The organism is Pseudomonas sp. RIT-PI-r (assembly GCF_001297015.1).
In the GTDB taxonomy this organism is placed as follows: Bacteria; Pseudomonadota; Gammaproteobacteria; order Pseudomonadales; family Pseudomonadaceae; genus Aquipseudomonas.
This window is the reverse complement of record NZ_LIGE01000036.1, coordinates 169,586-188,976: the sequence shown is the minus strand read 5'-3', so window position 1 is coordinate 188,976 and position 19,391 is coordinate 169,586. Positions and strand designations below refer to the sequence as shown.

General features: G+C 59.5%; 14 protein-coding genes. 9 read left to right on the top strand and 5 right to left on the bottom strand.

Annotated elements, in window-relative coordinates:
• Nucleotides 1–105 precede the first annotated feature (105 nt).
• The gene (locus AK821_RS21255; RefSeq protein WP_064391450.1) at nucleotides 106–2,565 is read left to right on the top strand and encodes an EAL domain-containing protein; all 2,460 of its coding nucleotides are present in this window, start codon (nucleotides 106–108) and stop codon (nucleotides 2,563–2,565) included.
• A gap of 79 nt (nucleotides 2,566–2,644) precedes the next feature.
• The gene (locus AK821_RS21250) at nucleotides 2,645–3,406 is read left to right on the top strand and encodes a TenA family transcriptional regulator (RefSeq protein WP_371920174.1); all 762 of its coding nucleotides are present in this window, start codon (nucleotides 2,645–2,647) and stop codon (nucleotides 3,404–3,406) included.
• A gap of 128 nt (nucleotides 3,407–3,534) precedes the next feature.
• On the opposite strand, the gene AK821_RS21245 is transcribed toward AK821_RS21250, so the two are convergent.
• From AK821_RS21245 to AK821_RS21225, 5 genes are all read right to left on the bottom strand, one after another.
• Nucleotides 3,535–4,461 (bottom strand): GGDEF domain-containing protein, encoded by a 927-nt coding sequence (locus tag AK821_RS21245; RefSeq protein WP_064391448.1) that lies wholly within the window; start codon nucleotides 4,459–4,461, stop codon nucleotides 3,535–3,537.
• Nucleotides 4,462–4,822: 361 nt separating this feature from the next.
• Nucleotides 4,823–5,563 carry a YciK family oxidoreductase gene (locus AK821_RS21240; RefSeq protein WP_025113079.1) on the bottom strand — a complete coding sequence of 247 codons (741 nt, stop codon included), beginning with the start codon at nucleotides 5,561–5,563 and terminating at the stop codon, nucleotides 4,823–4,825.
• Between the two features lie 74 nt (nucleotides 5,564–5,637).
• Entirely contained in the window at nucleotides 5,638–6,309 is a 672-nt protein-coding gene (gene mupP, locus AK821_RS21235; protein WP_038364376.1) for an N-acetylmuramic acid 6-phosphate phosphatase MupP, read from the bottom strand.
• A 4-nt stretch (nucleotides 6,310–6,313) separates the two neighbouring features.
• Nucleotides 6,314–7,012: a bifunctional 2-polyprenyl-6-hydroxyphenol methylase/3-demethylubiquinol 3-O-methyltransferase UbiG gene (gene ubiG, locus AK821_RS21230; RefSeq protein WP_007908399.1), complete on the bottom strand. Its 699-nt coding sequence runs from the start codon at nucleotides 7,010–7,012 to the stop codon at nucleotides 6,314–6,316.
• Nucleotides 7,013–7,069: 57 nt separating this feature from the next.
• Entirely contained in the window at nucleotides 7,070–8,404 is a 1,335-nt protein-coding gene (locus AK821_RS21225) for a TRZ/ATZ family hydrolase (protein ID WP_064391447.1), read from the bottom strand.
• Nucleotides 8,405–8,512: 108 nt separating this feature from the next.
• Here AK821_RS21225 and mtnA point away from each other — a divergent pair, with 108 nt between their 5' ends.
• From mtnA to cmk, 7 genes are all read left to right on the top strand, one after another.
• Nucleotides 8,513–9,589 (top strand): S-methyl-5-thioribose-1-phosphate isomerase, encoded by a 1,077-nt coding sequence (gene mtnA, locus AK821_RS21220; protein WP_064391446.1) that lies wholly within the window; start codon nucleotides 8,513–8,515, stop codon nucleotides 9,587–9,589.
• Nucleotides 9,590–10,023: 434 nt separating this feature from the next.
• The gene (gyrA, locus tag AK821_RS21215; protein WP_064391445.1) at nucleotides 10,024–12,798 is read left to right on the top strand and encodes a DNA gyrase subunit A; all 2,775 of its coding nucleotides are present in this window, start codon (nucleotides 10,024–10,026) and stop codon (nucleotides 12,796–12,798) included.
• A gap of 251 nt (nucleotides 12,799–13,049) precedes the next feature.
• Complete coding sequence (gene serC, locus AK821_RS21210; RefSeq protein ID WP_064391444.1) at nucleotides 13,050–14,135, top strand: 3-phosphoserine/phosphohydroxythreonine transaminase; 1,086 nt, start codon at nucleotides 13,050–13,052, stop codon at nucleotides 14,133–14,135.
• Nucleotides 14,135–15,229, top strand: a complete 1,095-nt coding sequence (gene pheA, locus AK821_RS21205) for a prephenate dehydratase (RefSeq protein WP_016770924.1) — start codon at nucleotides 14,135–14,137, stop codon at nucleotides 15,227–15,229. The genes serC and pheA overlap by 1 nt, the downstream gene beginning before the upstream one ends.
• Before the next feature lie 13 nt (nucleotides 15,230–15,242).
• Complete coding sequence (gene hisC / locus AK821_RS21200; RefSeq protein WP_064391443.1) at nucleotides 15,243–16,355, top strand: histidinol-phosphate transaminase; 1,113 nt, start codon at nucleotides 15,243–15,245, stop codon at nucleotides 16,353–16,355.
• 28 nt (nucleotides 16,356–16,383) lie between these two features.
• Nucleotides 16,384–18,591 (top strand): bifunctional prephenate dehydrogenase/3-phosphoshikimate 1-carboxyvinyltransferase, encoded by a 2,208-nt coding sequence (locus tag AK821_RS21195; protein WP_064391679.1) that lies wholly within the window; start codon nucleotides 16,384–16,386, stop codon nucleotides 18,589–18,591.
• Nucleotides 18,588–19,277 carry a (d)CMP kinase gene (cmk, locus tag AK821_RS21190; RefSeq protein ID WP_064391442.1) on the top strand — a complete coding sequence of 230 codons (690 nt, stop codon included), beginning with the start codon at nucleotides 18,588–18,590 and terminating at the stop codon, nucleotides 19,275–19,277. The genes AK821_RS21195 and cmk overlap by 4 nt, the downstream gene beginning before the upstream one ends.
• The last annotated feature ends 114 nt before the right edge of the window (nucleotides 19,278–19,391 follow it).

Sequence of the window (19,391 nt, the reverse complement as noted above, 5' to 3'; positions counted from 1 at the left end):
ATGTATCGCGAGTTGAAGTGTCCTGCTTGCCGGAAGGGGGATCGCCCCCTAGGCTAGGTTAGCGATCTCCTCTTTGATGATGGCAGTGCGTGCGCAAAGGACCTCATGAAGCAAAAAAGGACTCTCGGAACGCCACGGTTGTTGGGCATCGTCTGGCCATTTATTGCCGTCGTGCTGTTTCAGGCATTGTTGGGGGGCGTGAGTCTTTACGTTCTGTCGGCCGTTCGCGGTTATGTCGCTGGCGAAAGTCTGTGGTCCAAGGGCCAGAAAGACGCGATCTATTACCTCAACCTGTATGCCGACAGCCGCGACGAAGCGATATACCTCAAGTATCAGACTGCGATTGCCGTGCCGCAGGGCGGGCATCAATTGCGTCTGGCGCTGGATCACCAGCCACCGGATTTGCAGGCCGCGCGCGATGGCATCCTCAAGGGCGGCAATCACCCGGATGACGTTTCGAGCCTGATCTGGCTGTACCTCAACTTTCGTCATTTCAGCTATCTGGAAACCGCCATCGACCGCTGGACGCTGGGCGATGCGTATCTGGTCGAACTGGACAATGTCGCCCGCGAAATGCACCAGTACATCAGAGAGAACAGCGCAACACCGGCCGACATCCAGCGCTGGAAGGCACGGATTTTCGCCATCAATGACGGCGTCACGCCGGCAGCCATGGCCTTTAGCGACGCGTTGGGTGAAGGCTCGCGGATGATCCTGCGCTTGCTGTTGTTCACCAATCTGGCCACGGCGCTGGGCCTGATTGTGTTGGCGTTGCTGCGTACGCATAAATTGCTCAAGCAGCGCCATGCCTTCGCCCAGGCACTGCAACTGGAGAAAGATCGCGCACACGTCACGCTGCATTCGATTGGCGACGGCGTCATCACCACCGATGTCAGCGGCGCGATCGATTACATGAACCCCGCCGCCGAAGCCATGACCCACTGGAAAGCCGAGCAGGCTGCCGGCTTGCCGCTGGCGGCGCTGTTCAATCTGCTCGACGATAATGCCCAGGCTGAGGGCTTGACGCTGATCGAGCACATTCTCAGCGGCAAACTCAGTGGCGGCAGCGAACATTCGAAACTGATCCAGCGTCTGGATGGCACGACATTGTCGGTGACGCTGGTCGGCGCGCCGATCCGCAACGCCGGCAAGGTCAGCGGCACGGTGCTGGTGCTGCATGACATGACTCAGGAACGGCAATACATCGCCAATCTGTCGTGGCAGGCCACCCATGACGCGTTGACCGGGCTGGCCAACCGTCGCGAATTCGAATATCGCCTCGAACAGGCGTTGCACAACCTCACGCGCCAGCCCGGACGGCATGCGCTGATGTTCCTCGATCTCGATCAGTTCAAGCTGGTCAACGACACCTGCGGCCATGCGGCGGGCGATGAGCTGTTGCGGCACATCTGCACGCTGCTGCAATCAGGACTGCGTGAGGGCGATACGCTGGCGCGGCTTGGCGGTGATGAGTTCGGCATTCTGCTGGAGAACTGCGCACCGGAGGCGGCGGAGAAAATCGCCGAAGCGCTGCGCCAGACTGTGCAGAATCTGCATTTTGTCTGGAAAGGGCGGCCATTCCTGACCACGGTGAGTATTGGTCTGGTACATGTTGCGCAGACCCCGACGACCCTTGAGGCCTCACTGCGCGCTGCCGACATGGCCTGCTACATGGCCAAGGAAAAGGGCCGTAACCGCGTGCAGGTTTACCACGCCGACGATTCCGAGCTGTCGCTGCGCTTTGGTGAAATGGCTTGGGTGCAGCGTCTGCACATGGCGCTGGAAGAAGACCGCTTTTGTCTGTACGCCCAGGAAATCGCGCCACTCAAGCCGAGTGACAGCAAGGGCGGGCACATCGAAATTCTCTTGCGTCTGCACGACGAAGCCGGGCGAATGATTCTGCCTGACAGTTTCATTCCTGCTGCTGAACGTTATGGGTTGATGAGTCAGCTGGACCGTTGGGTAGTTCAGAACGTATTCAAGGTTATTGCTCAATGTATTGCGCAAGAACATGAAGGTCCTTTAGCAATGTGTGCGATTAATCTGTCAGGCATTACTATAGGAGATGACGCGTTTTTGCACTTTCTGCGCGAGCAGTTTGTTAACTACGCAATACCGCCTGAAATGATTTGTTTTGAAATTACAGAAACCAGTGCAATTGCAAATCTTGGGAGTGCAATTAGATTTATTAATGAACTCAAAGGCTTAGGTTGCTACTTTTCGTTAGATGATTTTTGCGCCGGAATGTCTTCATTCGCTTATCTGAAACATTTGCCTGTAGACTTCCTGAAGATCGACGGGAGTTTCGTAAAGGATATGCTGGACGACCCGATTAACCGCGCAATGGTCGAAGTGATCAATCACATCGGGCATGTCATGGGTAAGCAGACAATTGCCGAGTTTGTTGAAACAACCCAGATCGAGCAGGCATTGCTTGAAATTGGTGTGGATTACGCTCAAGGGTATGTTATAGAACGCCCACAGTTGTTTACCTGTGACAGTTTGCAAAGTCGGCCCGCCAGACCGCAGCCGCTGTTGTTCAAGGCGCCTGGCACGTTCCGTTGAAGTCTCTTGCCGATCCTTACAATCACAAATCAAAAGGAGCCGAACAGTGATCGACACATTCAACCGAACCGGACCACTCATGGAAGCTGCAAGTTATCCTGCCTGGGCACAACAGTTGATCCAGGATTGCAGCGAGAGCAAACGCCGGGTTGTCGAACATGAGTTGTACATGCGCATGCGTGATAACAAGCTCAGTGCCAAAACCATGCGTCAGTACTTGATCGGCGGCTGGCCGGTCGTCGAGCAGTTCGCCTTGTACATGGCGCAGAACCTGACCAAAACCAGGTTTGCCCGTCACCCCGGTGAGGACATGGCGCGCCGCTGGCTGATGCGCAATATCCGCGTTGAGCTCAACCATGCCGATTACTGGGTGCATTGGAGTCGCGCACATGGCGTCAGCCTGGAAGACCTTCAGGCCCAGCACGTGCCGCCCGAACTGCATGCCTTGAGTCATTGGTGCTGGCACACCAGTTCCGCTGACTCTTTGATCGTCGCGATCGCTGCCACCAACTATGCAATCGAAGGCGCGACCGGGGAGTGGTCGGCGCTGGTCTGTTCCACTGGAGTGTATGCTGCAGCGTTTCCCGAGGAGGAGCGCAAGCGGGCGATGAAGTGGCTGAAGATGCATGCGCAGTACGACGATGCCCATCCATGGGAAGCGCTGGAAATCATTTGCACGCTGGCCGGTATGAACCCGAGCAAGGCTTTGCAGAGCGAGCTGCGTCAGGCGGTGTGCAAGAGCTACGACTACATGTATCTGTTTCTGGAGCGTTGCATGCAACTGGAAACGTCGGAGCGCTTGTTGGTCAACCGAGAGCGCAGGGCGGTAGTCGAGAGCTGATACACCGCGTAAAAATGTAGGAGTGAGCCTGCTCGCGATAGCGGACTGTCGGTCAACATCAGTGTTGAATGTCAGATCGTCATCGCGAGCAGGCTCACTCCTACAGTAGTTTTGGGGTGTCTGGAAAGTCAGCCCGCCATGGCCAACCGGTTGCGACCTTCACGCTTGGCCACATACAACGCGCTGTCGGCGCGGCGCAGCAAGCTGTCGGCCGATTCGCCCGGCAACAACGTCGAACATCCCAGGCTCACAGTCAATTCGATCAACTGCCCATCCGCATAGTATTCCGCTGCCTGCGTCGCATAACGCAGCCTTTCGCCGACCATTGCGGCCGCATCTCGGCTGGTATTGGACAGCAGCACCAGAAACTCTTCGCCACCGTAACGAAACACCATGTCGACGTTGCGCAACTGCGCCTTGATTGTCGCGGCGATGGCCTTAAGTACGTCATCGCCGGCGCTGTGACCATGGCTGTCGTTGACCCGTTTGAAGTGATCGATGTCGAGCATCAGCACCGAGAGCGGCTGCACATGCCGACGCGACATATCGATCTCGCGCTGCAAGGTCTGCTCCATGGCGATGCGGTTACCGGCGCCGGTCAACGGATCACGCAGGGCACTCTGCGTGGCGGCGCGGTAGAGCAGGGCATTGCGCATCGGGTACAGCAGCGACGACAACAGCGATTCAAGGTTGCCCTGATCCAGTTCGTTGAAGCGCTGGTTGCGGCGGAATATCAGTTCGCCCATGTGCTCGCCTTCGTGGCTGAGGCTATAGCTGATCGAATGGTGACCGCGAGTGCCGAACTCCAGGCGCAGGTCGCTGCCCTGGTGCACATAGCTCAGGGCATCGAGAGGGACAAGGCGCTGAACTTCGCGGAAAAACAGACCGAGGATACGTTGCGGCTCAAGACTGGTTTGCAGTTGCAGGCTCATTTGCTGGCGCAATTGCGCAAGACTGGCCGGTCGCTCCAGGAGGGGAGGCAGTTGACCAAAGCCCAGGCGTTGCAATTTGGCACTGTCAAAGTCAATTGCATTGGTCTGGGAGGGTGATTTCATATGGCGTGAACCCTTAGCGGTAAGTCTGTCTTACAGGCTGGGTGAGAGCGGCTATGGGCTGCGCGTCATACTGATCCATCAGTCCCGTAGGACGTTTGGCGTAAGTTTAGTCTGCCTGATGACGATTAGTAAGCTATCGAAATCGGCCTCGCCCCATTGCCTTCACGCGGCTTGCTTTGAAGAAAATTAGAGCGAAAGTCGTGCCATTCGGTTCGTTTTTATTTAAACCTTGTTAAATCAATAGTTTGGCTTAGATGGTGGGCGGTGGGTGCTGGAAAATTGACTGGATTGTGACGCTCTCAAGCGGCAAATGCCTGCCGCGACAGGAATCTGCCGCGGCAACAAATGCGACGTATGGCAGTTATTGCGCGTTGAATGCCTGACCATTGATGCCGGTGCTGTCCGGGCCCATCAGGTACAGGTATACCGGCATGATTTCTTCCGGCGTCGGATTGTTCAGCGGGTTTTCTCCCGGATAGGCCTGAGCACGCATGCTGGTGCGTGTACCACCCGGGTTGATGCTGTTCGAGCGCACTGGCGCCACACCATCGACTTCATCGGCCAGGGTTTGCATCAAGCCTTCGGTGGCAAACTTCGACACGCCATAAGCGCCCCAATAAGCGCGGCCCTTGCGGCCGACGCTGCTGGAGGTGAACACCACCGATGCATCCTGCGACAGCTTGAGCAGCGGCAGCAGGGTGCTGGTCAGCATGAACATGGCGTTGACGTTGACCTGCATGACGCGCATGAAGTTTTCGCCGGACAACTGCTCGATCGGTGTGCGTGGACCGATGATCGAGGCGTTGTGCAGCAAGCCGTCGAGATGGCCGAACTCGGTCTCGATCATTGCCGCCAGTTCATCGTACTGATGGGGCAGGGCGGTTTCCAGGTTGAACGGAATCACTGCCGGTTGCGGGTGGCCAGCGGCTTCGATCTCGTCGTAAACCTGGGTCAGATTGGCTTCTGTCTTGCCCAGCAGCAAAACGGTGGCGCCATGAGCGGCGTAGGTCTTCGCGGCCGCCGCACCGATGCCACGACCGGCACCGGTGACCAGAATGACCCGATCCTTGAGCAATTCGGGACGAGCGGAGTAATCAAACATAAAAACCTCATTAAGAGTCAGATCGTTCCCACGCTCCGCGTGGGAATGCAGCCAATGACGCTCTGCGTCAGGTTTCAGCAGCTGCAAAGCGCGCTATCGAGCACCTTGCGCAACTCCGACGGATGATCCACCACCACATCCGCACCCCAATGGCGTGGGTTGTCGTCCGGGTGAATGTAGCCAAACGTCACCGCAGCGGTTTTCGTACCGGCATCGCGCCCTGATTCGATATCGCGCAGATCATCGCCCACAAACAGAACTGTCGACGGATCCAGATCAAGCATTTTGCAGGCAAGGATCAACGGCTCAGGATCCGGCTTGCTGTTCTTCACATGATCCGGGCAGATCAGCAGTGCCGAACGCTCGGCCAGCCCCAACTGCTGCATGATCGGTTCGGCAAAGCGCAGCGGCTTGTTGGTCACCACGCCCCAGATCAGGTTGGCCTTTTCGATGTCGGCGAGCAGTTCGCCCATGCCGTCGAACAATTTACTGTGCACGGCGCAGCCGACCAGATAGCGCTCGAGGAACTCCAGGCGCAGTTCTTCGAAACCCGGCGATTCCGGATCCATCGAAAACGTCACCGCGACCATGGCTTTGGCGCCGCCGGAAATCTCGTCGCGAATGTGCTTGTCGTTGATCGGCGGCAAGCCACGATCAGCGCGCATTGCCTGGCAGATGGCGATGAAGTCCGGCGCCGTGTCGAGCAGGGTGCCGTCCATGTCGAAGAGAACTGCTCTGATGGCCATCGGCTTACTCCTCGCGCAGGGTCTGGATCATGTAGTTGACGTCAACGTCGTTGGCCAGCTTGTAGTGTTTGGTCAGCGGGTTGTAGGTCAGGCCGATGATGTCCTTGACGGTCAGGCCGGCCATGCGGCTCCAGGCACCGAGTTCGGACGGGCGGATGAATTTCTTGAAGTCATGGGTGCCGCGCGGCAGCAGCTTCATGATGTATTCAGCGCCGATGATGGCGAACAGGTACGCCTTCGGGTTGCGGTTGATGGTCGAGAAGAACACCTGGCCGCCGGGCTTGACCATGCGGAAGCAAGCGCGGATGACCGACGATGGATCGGGCACGTGCTCGAGCATCTCGAGGCAGGTCACCACGTCGAACTGCTCGGGCATTTCTTCGGCGAGGGCTTCGGCGGTGATCTGGCGGTATTCGACGCTGACGCCGGATTCCAGCTGATGCAGTTGCGCGACCGCCAGCGGCGCTTCGCCCATGTCGATGCCCATCACGGTGGCGCCACGCTGGGCCATGGCTTCGCTGAGAATGCCGCCGCCGCAACCGACGTCGAGGACTTTCTTGCCGGCCAGATTGACCCGCTCATCAATCCAGTTGACCCGCAACGGGTTGATGTCGTGCAGCGGTTTGAACTCGCTTTCGCGGTCCCACCAGCGATGGGCCAGGGCTTCGAATTTGGCGATTTCGGCGTGGTCGACGTTGCTCATGTTAAATCCTCTGAAACTTGAAAAAGGCTGTAGCCCCGGTTTTGCGCTCCGGGGTGTTTACGATTCGGTGTGGCCGCTGATGCGCTGGCCCCAGGCCCGGGCAGTGGCGCCCAATTGCTCTTCATCCATGCGCGTCAGGCGCCGGTCGTCGAGCAGTTGCTTGCCAGCGACCCACAGGTGTTTCACGCAGTCGCGTCCGGTGGCATAGATAAGCTGCGAAACCGGGTCATAGACCGGTTGCTGAGCCAGCCCGGACAGGTCGAAGGCGACGATGTCGGCGGCTTTGCCAATTTCCAGCGAGCCGACCTGTGCTTCGATGCCCAGTGCCCGCGCGCCATTCAATGTCGCCATGCGTAGCGCACGATGGGCGTCCAGCGCGGTGGCTGAACCGGCGACGGCTTTGGCCAGCAGCGCGGCGGTGCGGGTTTCGCCAAGCAGATCCAGATCATTGTTGCTGGCAGCGCCATCGGTACCGACGGCGACATTCACGCCAGCCTGCCACAAACGCTCGACCGGGCAGAAGCCGCTGGCCAGTTTGAGGTTGGATTCCGGGCAATGGATCACGCTGGTGTTGCTTGCTACCAGCAACGCCAGGTCGTCATCGCTGATCTGGGTCATGTGCACGGCCTGGAAACGCGGGCCAAGCAGGCCGAGGCGACCAAGGCGAGCGAGCGGACGTTCGCCGTGTTGCTCCAGTGCTTGCTGGACTTCGAACGCCGTTTCGTGGACATGCATGTGGATCGCTGCGTCCAGCTCCTCGGCAATTACGCGGATTTTCTCGAGATTCTCGTCGCCTACGGTGTACGGTGCATGAGGGCCGAAGGTGATCTTGATGCGGTCGTGATGCTTCAGGTCGCCGAACAGCTCGACGCCCTGACGAATGGCTTCATCGGCGCTGGCGGCGCCGGGAATCGGAAAGTCGAGGATCGGAATGGCGATCTGTGCACGAATGCCGCTGTTGTGCACGCGCTCGCTGGCGACTTTCGGGAAGAAATACATATCCGAAAAACAGGTGATGCCACCCTTGATCTGCTCGGCGATGGCCAGATCGGTGCCATCACGGACAAAATCTTCGCTGACCCATTTCGCTTCGGCCGGCCAGATGTGGTTTTCCAGCCAGGTCATCAGCGGCAGATCGTCGGCCAGGCCACGGAACAGCGTCATCGCCGCGTGGCCGTGGGCGTTGATCAGGCCGGGGGCGAGTAGCACATCCGGCAGTTCGCGGACTTCGGTGGCGTTACACTTCAATGCTTCGGCACGCGGGCCGATAAACACGATGCGACCGTCGCGGATGCCCAGGCCATGCTCCTTGAGCACAACGCCTGCGGGTTCGACGGGTACCAGCCAGGTCGGCAGCAATAATAAGTCGAGCGCAATGGCAGGTTTCGGCATCGAGGGTCGGTTCCAGTGCTTTTGTAAAGGATGGCGAAGTATACCCGAGCGTCTTCGCGGGGGGATCGCTATAATCGGCGGCTTTTGTTCATGAGTGCGGGGTGTGGGATGCGCGATCGACTGTTGGCTGCGGAAAAAGTGAAGGCCATCGATTGGCGTGACGGCGCGCTGCACCTGCTGGATCAGCGTATTTTGCCGTTCGAGGAAACCTGGATCGCCTACACCAGCGCCGCTGGCGTGGCCGAGGCCATTCGCTCGATGGTAGTGCGCGGTGCGCCGGCCATTGGCATCAGTGCAGCCTACGGCATCGTGCTGGCAGCACGTGCGCGGATTGCCGAAGGTGGCGACTGGTACGCGGCGCTGGAAGAGGATTTCGCCCTGCTGGCCGATTCTCGCCCGACCGCAGTCAACCTGTTCTGGGCGCTCGGCCGTATGCATGATCGCCTCGATCGCCTGAAAGAAAACGCCGATCCGCTGGCGGCGCTGGAAGCCGAAGCCGTCGCCATCCACGAAAGCGACCGTGAAGCCAACCTGACCATGGCGCAGCTCGGCGTCGACCTGATCCGCAAACATCAGGGCAATGCTCAGGCGATTCTGACCCACTGCAATACTGGCGCGTTGGCCACCGGTGGTTTCGGTACGGCACTGGGCGTCATTCGCGCAGCCTTTATAGAAGGCATGGTCGAGCGCGTTTACGCCGATGAAACCCGTCCGTGGCTGCAAGGCTCGCGCCTGACCGCGTGGGAGCTGGCCAACGAAGGTATCCCGGTAACGCTCAATGCCGACTCCGCCGCCGCGCACATCATGAAAACCAAAGGCGTGACCTGGGTGATCGTCGGCGCTGACCGCATCACCGCCAACGGTGATGTGGCGAACAAGATCGGCACCTATCAACTGGCGGTCAACGCCATGCACCACGGCGTGCGCTTCATGGTGGTGGCGCCGAGTTCGACCATCGACATGAATCTGGCCAGTGGCGACGACATCCCGATTGAAGAACGTGACGGTGCCGAGTTGCTGGAAGTCGGCGGCAAGCGTGTCGGTGCCGACGTTGATGCGTTCAACCCGGTGTTTGATGTGACGCCGGCAGACCTGATCGACGCCATCGTCACCGAAAAGGGCATCGTCGAGCGCCCGGATACCGCGAAAATGGCCCAGTTGATGTGCCGCAAACGCCTGCATTAATGCGGTGATACTCAATGTAGGAGCTGCCGAAGGCTGCGATCTTTTGATCTTGCTTTTTAGAGGGCAGAATCAAAAGATCGCAGCCTTCGGCAGCTCCTACAGGTGTTTGTACCCCTAAATGTCAATAAACATCCCCAAACCAAGCCTGAATTCTGCATTCAAACAAGCTCTGAGCCTCTCTCGTCCCCGTTAAGCCTGTCACCGGTCAACTAACTATGCTCCATGCGCATCTGGGGGATAGGTGCGTGGCGGCCTTTGTGATAACATCCGGCGTTTTCCGAGGCAGCTTCACGAAGCTGTCTTTACTGCGCAAATCCGCGATCCAATGTTGATTTGTCGTAAGTCGGCGCATGGCACTCGGCCGGCCCCGACGAGCTTCGTTGCTCCCACATGGATATGACGAAGTTTCACCAGAAAAAGGAATCAGGCTTCTCATGGGCGAACTGGCCAAAGAAATCCTCCCGGTCAATATCGAAGACGAGCTGAAACAGTCCTACCTCGACTACGCGATGAGCGTAATCGTCGGCCGTGCACTGCCGGATGCGCGCGATGGCCTCAAGCCCGTGCACCGTCGCGTACTGTTCGCGATGAGCGAGCTGGGCAACGACTTCAACAAGCCGTACAAGAAATCTGCCCGTGTTGTCGGCGACGTGATCGGTAAGTATCACCCGCACGGTGACACCGCCGTGTACGACACCATCGTTCGTATGGCTCAGCCTTTCTCCCTGCGCTACCTGCTGGTAGACGGTCAGGGCAACTTCGGTTCGGTCGACGGCGACAACGCTGCGGCCATGCGATACACCGAAGTGCGCATGACCAAACTGGCGCACGAGCTGCTGGCTGACCTGCACAAAGAAACCGTGGACTGGGTGCCGAACTACGACGGCACCGAAATGATCCCGGCGGTCATGCCGACCCGTATCCCGAACCTGCTGGTCAACGGCTCCAGCGGTATCGCCGTGGGCATGGCGACCAATATTCCGCCGCACAACCTCGGTGAAGTCATCGACGGTTGCCTGGCGCTCATCGACAACCCTGAGCTGACCGTCGATGAACTGATGCAGTACATCCCGGGTCCGGACTTCCCGACCGCGGCGATCATCAACGGTCGCGCCGGCATCATTGAAGCCTACCGCACCGGTCGCGGGCGCATTTACATGCGTGCGCGTTCGATCATTGAAGACATCGACAAGGTCGGTGGCCGTCAGCAGATCGTCATCACCGAACTCCCCTACCAGTTGAACAAGGCGCGTCTGATCGAGAAGATCGCCGAGCTGGTCAAAGAGAAGAAGCTGGAAGGCATTACCGAACTGCGCGACGAGTCCGACAAGGACGGTATGCGCGTCGTGATCGAACTGCGTCGCGGCGAAGTGCCTGAGGTCATCCTCAACAACCTCTACGCCCAGACCCAGCTGCAATCGGTTTTCGGCATCAACATCGTTGCGCTGATCGACGGCCGTCCACGCATCCTGAACCTCAAGGATCTGCTGGAAGCCTTCGTTCGTCACCGTCGCGAAGTCGTCACCCGCCGTACCGTGTTCGAACTGCGCAAGGCGCGCGAGCGTGGTCACATCCTCGAAGGCCAGGCCGTTGCCCTGTCGAACATCGACCCGGTTATCGCCCTGATCAAAGCTTCGCCGACGCCGTCGGAAGCCAAAGAAGCGCTGGTCAGCACGCCGTGGGAATCTTCGGCCGTAGTGGCGATGGTTGAACGTGCCGGTGCCGATTCGTGCCGTCCGGAAAACCTCGATCCGCAATACGGTCTGCGCGAAGGCAAGTACTTCCTCTCGCCAGAACAGGCGCAAGCCATTCTGGAACTGCGTCTGCACCGTCTGACCGGTCTGGAACACGAGAAACTGCTGGCCGAGTATCAAGAGATTCTCAACCAGATCGGCGAGCTGATCCGCATCCTCAACAGCGCTGTGCGCCTGATGGAAGTGATCCGCGAAGAGCTGGAAGTGATTCGTGCCGAATACGGCGACCAGCGTCGCACCGAAATCCTTGATGCCCGTCTCGACCTGACCCTGGGTGACATGATCCCGGAAGAAGAGCGCGTCGTGACCATCTCCCACGGTGGCTACGCCCAGACCCAGCCATTGGCTGCGTACCAGGCTCAGCGTCGTGGCGGTAAAGGCAAATCGGCGACCGGCGTCAAGGATGAGGACTACATCGCTCACCTGCTGGTTGCCACCAGCCACACCACGCTCCTGCTGTTCTCCAGCAAGGGCAAGGTGTACTGGCTCAAGACCTACGAGATTCCGGAAGCGTCCCGCGCCGCCCGTGGTCGTCCGCTGGTCAACCTGTTGCCGTTGAGCGAGGGTGAATACATCACCACCATGCTGCCGGTCGATCTCGAAGCCATGAAGCGTCAGGCTGATGAAGAAGAAGCCGAAGGCGCCGAGGCTGATGTAGAAGAAATCGAAAACAGCAACGAGACCGACGAAGAGCGTCGTGCCCGTATCAAGGCTGCCGATCGCAAGAAAGCGCCGTTCATCTTCATGTCGACCGCCAACGGTACCGTGAAGAAGACTCCGCTGGTGGCCTTCAGCCGTCAGCGCAGCGTCGGTCTGATCGCGCTGGAGCTGGACGAAGGCGACATTCTGATCTCCGCTGCCATCACCGATGGCGAGCAGGAAATCATGCTGTTCTCCGACGGCGGCAAAGTGACTCGCTTCAAGGAATCCGAAGTTCGCGCCATGGGCCGTACCGCCCGCGGTGTGCGTGGCATGCGTCTGCCGGAAGGGCAGAAGCTGATCTCCATGCTGATTCCGGAAGAAGGCAGCGAGATTCTCACCGCTTCCGAGCGCGGCTACGGCAAGCGCACGGCGATCACCGAGTTCCCTGAATACAAGCGTGGCGGTCAGGGCGTAATCGCCATGGTCAGTAACGAGCGTAACGGCCGTCTGGTCGGCGCGGTTCAGGTGCAGGACGGTGAAGAAATCATGCTGATCTCTGATCAGGGCACCCTGGTGCGTACCCGTGTCGACGAAGTGTCGAGCCTGGGCCGTAACACTCAAGGTGTGACGCTGATCAAGCTGGCCAAGGATGAAACCCTGGTCGGGCTGGAGCGGGTTCAGGAGCCTTCGGAAGTTGAAGGTGAAGAGCTTGAAGGGGAAGAGGGCGAGGAATTCGAAGGTACTGTCGTAAACGACGATGCCGGTGAAGACCAGCAACTCGACGCCGCAGCAGACGAAGAACCGCAAGAATAAGCGGGCAAACGAGGGGGCGGATGAGAATTCGCCCCCTTGTTATTTGTCCGGTATGAAATATCGTCGGGCAAGGAGATCTCCTGTAGGAGTGAGCCTGCTCGCGATAACGGTGTGTCAGTCAGCGAATCTTTATCTGACACACCGTTATCGCGAGCAGGCTCACTCCTACACTGGAAAGCGTTTCATCGCCGTTCCAGTGTCGACGGTCGACACGATTTAATGCGTGATATCAAATCAGAGCGAGATTGGATGTGAGCAAGCGAGCCTATAACTTCTGCGCCGGTCCTGCGGCGCTTCCTGAAGCTGTCCTGCAGCGCGCCCAGGGTGAACTCCTTGATTGGCACGGCAAGGGTCTGTCGGTCATGGAAATGAGCCATCGCAGCGATGAGTTCGTGTCCATCGCCACCCAGGCCGAGCAGGATCTGCGTGACCTGCTGAATATCCCGTCGAACTACAAAGTGCTGTTTCTGCAAGGTGGCGCCAGCCAGCAATTCGCGCAGATCCCACTGAACCTGCTGCCTGAAGGCGGCTCGGCCGACTATATCGACACCGGTATCTGGTCGCAGAAAGCCATTGAAGAAGCTTCGCGCTACGGTCGCGTCAATGTCGCCGCCACCGCCAAGCCTTACGACTATTTTGCCATCCCCGGCCAGAACGAGTGGAACCTGTCGAAAGACGCCGCTTACGTTCATTACGCGCCGAATGAAACCATCGGTGGTCTGGAATTCCAGTGGATTCCGCAAACCGGTGACGTGCCGCTGGTAGCCGACATGTCCTCGGACATTCTGTCGCGTCCAGTCGACATCTCGCGTTTCGGCATGATCTACGCCGGCGCGCAGAAGAACATCGGCCCGAGCGGTATCGTCGTCAACATCATCCGCGAAGACCTGCTCGGCAAGGCGCGCGCGCTGTGCCCGACCATGCTCGACTACAAGGTCGCGGCGGATAACGGCTCGATGTACAACACCCCGCCGACCTTGGCCTGGTACCTGTCCGGTCTGGTGTTCCAGTGGCTGAAAGAGCAGGGTGGCGTTGAAGCGATCGCCCAGCTCAACGACGTCAAGCAGCGCACGCTGTACGACTTCATCGACGCCAGCGGCCTCTACAGCAACCCGATCAACAAGTCGGACCGCTCGTGGATGAACGTGCCGTTCCGTCTGGCTGACGATCGTCTGGACAAGCCGTTCCTCGTCGGCGCCGAAGCGCGCGGTCTGCTCAACCTCAAGGGCCACCGCTCCGTGGGCGGCATGCGCGCCTCCATCTACAACGCCGTCGACATCACCGCGGTTAATGCGTTGGTGGCGTACATGGCAGAATTCGAGAAGGAACACGGCTGATGTCCGAGCAAGAACTCAAGGCACTGCGCGTTCGCATTGACGCTCTGGACACCAAAGTCCTCGAGCTGATCAGTGAGCGTGCGCGTTGCGCCCAGGAAGTCGCGCGAGTAAAGATGGCCTCGCTGGCCGAAGGCGAAGTGCCGGTGTTCTATCGTCCTGAGCGCGAAGCTCAGGTGCTAAAGCGGGTGATGGAACGCAATCAGGGGCCGCTGGGCAACGAAGAGATGGCGCGGTTGTTCCGCGAAATCATGTCCTCGTGCCTGGCGCTGGAGCAGCCGCTGAAAGTGGCCTATCTGGGCCCTGAAGGCACCTTCACCCAAGCCGCGGCCATGAAACACTTCGGTCACGCGGTGATCAGCAAGCCGATGGCGGCGATCGACGAAGTGTTCCGTGAAGTGGCAGCCGGTGCGGTGAATTTTGGCGTGGTTCCGGTGGAAAACTCCACCGAAGGCGCGGTCAACCACACGCTGGACAGCTTCCTCGAACACGACATGGTGATCTGCGGCGAAGTCGAGCTGCGCATTCACCATCACCTGTTGGTCGGTGAAAACACCAAGACCGACAGCATCAGCCGCATCTATTCCCACGCACAGTCGCTGGCCCAGTGCCGCAAGTGGCTGGACGCGCACTACCCGAATGTCGAGCGTGTCGCGGTGTCGAGCAACGCCGAAGCGGCCAAGCGGGTTAAAGGTGAGTGGAACTCGGCGGCGATTGCCGGCGACATGGCGGCAGGGCTGTATGGCCTGACCCGTCTGGCCGAGAAGATCGAAGACCGTCCGGACAACTCGACGCGCTTCCTGATGATCGGTAACCAGGAAGTGCCGCCGACCGGCGACGACAAGACCTCGATCATCGTGTCCATGAGCAACAAGCCCGGCGCGCTCCATGAGCTGCTGGTGCCGTTCCATGACAACGGGATCGACCTGACCCGTATCGAAACCCGTCCATCGCGCAGCGGTAAATGGACCTACGTATTCTTCATCGACTTCGTCGGCCACCACCGTGATCCGTTGATCAAGGGTGTATTGGAAAAGATCAGTCAGGAAGCGGTAGCACTCAAAGTGCTGGGTTCTTACCCGAAAGCAGTTCTCTAAGGGGCGGTAGCAAATGAGTGGCAATTTCCTCGCTCTGGCACAGCCGGGCGTGCAACAACTTTCGCCGTACGTTCCGGGCAAGCCTGTGGACGAACTGGCGCGCGAGCTGGATCTGGATCCGGCAAAAATCGTCAAGCTGGCGAGCAATGAAAACCCGCTGGGTGCCAGTCCGAAAGCCTTGGCGGCGATCCGCGAAGAGCTGGCCGAGCTGACCCGTTATCCGGATGGCAACGGTTTCGCGCTGAAATCACTGCTGGCCGAGCAATGCCGCGTCGAGCTGAGTCAGGTCACCCTGGGCAACGGCTCCAACGATATTCTTGAGCTGGTCGCACGCGCCTATCTGGCGCCGGGCCTGAATGCGGTGTTCAGTGAGCACGCGTTCGCTGTGTATCCGATCGCCACTCAGGCGGTCGGCGCGCAGGCCAAAGTGGTGCCGGCCAAGGATTGGGGGCACGACCTGCCAGCAATGCTCGCGGCTATCGATGCCAGCACCCGTGTGGTGTTCATCGCCAACCCGAACAACCCGACCGGCACCTGGTTCGGCGCTGAAGCGCTGGACGAGTTCCTGCAGGATGTTCCTGAGCATGTGCTGGTGGTGCTCGACGAGGCTTACATTGAGTACGCCGAAGGCAGCGATCTGCCGGACGGTCTGGATTTCCTCGCCGCGTATCCGAATCTCCTGGTCTCGCGCACCTTCTCCAAGGCCTATGGTCTGGCGGCGTTGCGCGTCGGCTATGGCCTGTCGACCCCGGTTGTTGCGGACGTGCTGAACCGCGTTCGCCAGCCATTCAACGTCAACAGCCTCGCGTTGGCGGCGGCGTGTGCGGCGTTGAAAGACGAAGAGTATCTGGCGCAAAGCCGCCAACTCAACGAATCGGGTATGCAGCAGCTGCAAGCCGGTTTCCGTGAGCTGGGCCTGAACTGGATCGAATCCAAAGGCAACTTTATCTGCGTCGATCTCGCTCAGGTTGCGGCCCCGATATTCCAGGGCTTGCTGCGTGAAGGCGTGATCGTGCGTCCGGTGGCCAACTACGGCATGCCGAACCACCTGCGGGTGACCATCGGTCTGCCGGCGGAAAACAGCCGCTTCCTCGAAGCGCTGCGCAAGGTTCTGGCTCGTGGGTGATGTCACTGCACTGCAATCTGCTGCACCTATGATCGGTCGCCTTGTGGTGGTCGGTCTGGGGTTGATCGGTGGTTCGTTTGCCAAAGGCTTGCGTGAAAGTGGCGTGTGCCGCGAAGTGGTCGGGGTCGATCTCGATCCGCAATCGCGCAAACTGGCGGTCGAGTTGGGTGTGGTTGATCGCTGTGAGGATGACCTGGCTGCGGCATGCCAGGGCGCTGACGTGATTCAACTGGCGGTGCCGATCCTGGCCATGGAAAAAGTGCTCGCGCGTCTGGCGAGCATGGATCTGGGGCAGGCGATTCTGACCGATGTCGGCAGCGCCAAAGGCAATGTAGTGCGTGCGGCGACCGAGGCGTTTGGCGGTATGCCGGCGCGTTTCGTGCCGGGCCATCCGATCGCCGGTTCCGAGCAGAGCGGGGTGGAAGCCTCCAATGCCGAACTGTTCCGTCGTCACAAGGTGATTCTTACGCCGCTTGAGCAAACCGATCCGGCTGCGCTGGCAGTGGTCGACCGTCTCTGGCGAGAACTGGGCGCCGACGTCGAGCACATGCAGGTCGAGCGTCACGATGAAGTGCTGGCTGCGACCAGTCATCTGCCGCACCTGTTGGCCTTTGGTCTGGTCGACTCATTGGCCAAGCGCAATGAAAACCTTGAGATCTTCCGTTACGCTGCGGGTGGTTTTCGCGATTTCACAAGAATCGCCGGAAGCGACCCGGTGATGTGGCACGACATCTTCCTCGCCAACCGCGAGGCTGTCCTGCGCACACTCGATACATTTCGCAGCGACCTCGACGCCTTGCGCGACGCGGTCGATGCAGGGGATGGGCACCAATTGTTGGGCGTTTTCACGCGCGCCCGGGTTGCCCGCGAGCATTTCAGTAAAATCCTGGCCCGCAGGGCCTATGTGGACGCTATGAATTCCAACGATCTGATCTTCCTGGCTCAACCTGGTGGCCGCCTGTCCGGTCGGATTCGCGTACCGGGTGACAAATCCATTTCCCACCGCTCGATCATGCTCGGCTCGCTGGCTGAAGGCGTTACCGAAGTCGAAGGCTTCCTTGAGGGCGAAGACGCCTTGGCGACCTTGCAGGCGTTCCGCGACATGGGCGTGGTCATCGAAGGCCCGCACCACGGCCGCGTGACCATCCACGGTGTCGGCCTGCATGGCCTGAAGCCGGCGCCGGGCCCGATTTATCTGGGCAACTCCGGCACTTCGATGCGCCTGCTGTCCGGCCTCCTGGCGGCGCAGAACTTCGACAGCGTCTTGACGGGCGATGCGTCGCTGTCCAAGCGCCCGATGAATCGCGTGGCCAATCCACTGCGGGAAATGGGCGCCGTGATCGAAACCGCTGCAGAAGGTCGTCCACCGATGACCATTCGCGGCGGCCACAAGCTCAAAGGCCTGACCTACACCATGCCGATGGCCAGTGCTCAGGTGAAATCCTGCCTGCTGCTCGCCGGTCTGTACGCTGAAGGCAAGACCACCGTGACTGAGCCGGCTCCGACTCGCGACCATACCGAGCGCATGCTGCGTGGCTTTGGTCATCCTGTGAGCGTTGAAGGTGCTACGGCTTCGGTTGAGTCCGGCGGCAAACTGACCGCGACTCACATCGAAGTGCCAGGCGATATCTCGTCCTCGGCGTTCTTCCTCGTGGCAGCGTCTATCGCCGAAGGGTCGGAGCTTGTGCTCGAACACGTCGGCATCAACCCGACCCGCACTGGCGTGATCGACATCCTGCGTCTGATGGGCGCGGACATCACTCTGGAGAATCAGCGTGAGGTCGGCGGTGAGCCGGTGGCCGACCTGCGCGTGAAGGCAGCTAAACTCAAAGGTATCGAGATTCCCGAAGAGCTGGTTCCGCTGGCCATCGACGAATTCCCGGTGCTGTTCGTCGCCGCTGCTTGTGCTGAAGGGCGCACCGTACTGACCGGCGCCGAAGAGCTGCGGGTCAAGGAATCGGATCGTATTCAGGTGATGGCTGACGGCCTGTTGGCACTGGGCGTCAAATGCCAGCCGACCCCGGACGGCATCATCATCGACGGCGGCCAGATCGGCGGCGGCGAAGTGCACGGTCACGGTGATCACCGTATCGCGATGGCGTTCAGCGTCGCTTCGTTGCGCGCCACTGCACCGATCCGTATCCATGATTGCGCCAACGTCGCGACGTCGTTCCCCAACTTCCTCGCATTGTGCGGGCAGGTCGGCATTCGTGTGGCACAAGAGGCTCAGTCGTGAAGAACATTGCACCGGTCATCACCATTGATGGGCCAAGTGGCTCGGGCAAAGGCACCGTAGCCGGGATTCTGGCCAAGCGTCTGGGCTGGAACCTGCTGGATTCCGGTGCGCTTTACCGTTTGCTGGCGTTTGCTGCGCACAATCATGGCGTTGACCTGACCAATGAAGAGCTGCTGAAGAAACTGGCCGCTCATCTGGATGTTCAGTTCATTGCAGCGACCGAAGGTCAGCTGCAGCGGATCATTCTGGAAGGCGACGAAGTCAGTGATGTCATTCGCACTGAAAGCGTCGGCTCCGGCGCTTCGCAAGTGGCTGCATTGCCCGCCGTGCGCGAGGCGCTGCTGCAACGCCAGCGTGCTTTCCAGGAAGCGCCGGGCCTTGTCGCCGATGGTCGCGACATGGGGACGGTGGTGTTTCCCGATGCTCCGCTGAAGATTTTCCTGACCGCCAGTGCCGAGGAGCGGGCGCGCCGTCGATATTTGCAGTTGAAGGGCAAAGTCGAGGGTGTTAGTCTGTCGAGTCTGCTAGATGAGATCCGTGCACGCGATGAGCGTGACACCCAGCGAGCGGTAGCCCCGCTTAAGCCGGCGGCTGACGCCATACAGCTGGATTCCACGGAGTTGTCCATCGATCAGGTGCTTGAACGCATCATGAGCGAGATCGCCATTCGCGATATCGCCGGGTGACCAAGAAGGCCGCAGGGGACCAGTCATAGTCCTGCAGCGCTTCTTTTTAATGAAACTAACCCACACCGTCTGGGGTGTGGAGATGGGCGTATCCTTCGCCCTCATTTACAGGAA

Excerpts from the sequence above, each read along its gene's own strand:
- AK821_RS21255 (WP_064391450.1), top strand. The coding sequence starts at position 106 with ATGAAGCAAAAAAGGACTCTCGGAACGCCACGGTTGTTGGGCATCGTC.
- AK821_RS21250 (WP_371920174.1), top strand. The coding sequence starts at position 2,645 with ATGGAAGCTGCAAGTTATCCTGCCTGGGCACAACAGTTGATCCAGGAT.
- AK821_RS21245 (WP_064391448.1), bottom strand. The coding sequence starts at position 4,461 with ATGAAATCACCCTCCCAGACCAATGCAATTGACTTTGACAGTGCCAAA.
- AK821_RS21240 (WP_025113079.1), bottom strand. The coding sequence starts at position 5,563 with ATGTTTGATTACTCCGCTCGTCCCGAATTGCTCAAGGATCGGGTCATT.
- mupP (WP_038364376.1), bottom strand. The coding sequence starts at position 6,309 with ATGGCCATCAGAGCAGTTCTCTTCGACATGGACGGCACCCTGCTCGAC.
- ubiG (WP_007908399.1), bottom strand. The coding sequence starts at position 7,012 with ATGAGCAACGTCGACCACGCCGAAATCGCCAAATTCGAAGCCCTGGCC.
- AK821_RS21225 (WP_064391447.1), bottom strand. The coding sequence starts at position 8,404 with ATGCCGAAACCTGCCATTGCGCTCGACTTATTATTGCTGCCGACCTGG.
- mtnA (WP_064391446.1), top strand. The coding sequence starts at position 8,513 with ATGCGCGATCGACTGTTGGCTGCGGAAAAAGTGAAGGCCATCGATTGG.
- gyrA (WP_064391445.1), top strand. The coding sequence starts at position 10,024 with ATGGGCGAACTGGCCAAAGAAATCCTCCCGGTCAATATCGAAGACGAG.
- pheA (WP_016770924.1), top strand. The coding sequence starts at position 14,135 with ATGTCCGAGCAAGAACTCAAGGCACTGCGCGTTCGCATTGACGCTCTG.
- hisC (WP_064391443.1), top strand. The coding sequence starts at position 15,243 with ATGAGTGGCAATTTCCTCGCTCTGGCACAGCCGGGCGTGCAACAACTT.
- AK821_RS21195 (WP_064391679.1), top strand. The coding sequence starts at position 16,384 with ATGATCGGTCGCCTTGTGGTGGTCGGTCTGGGGTTGATCGGTGGTTCG.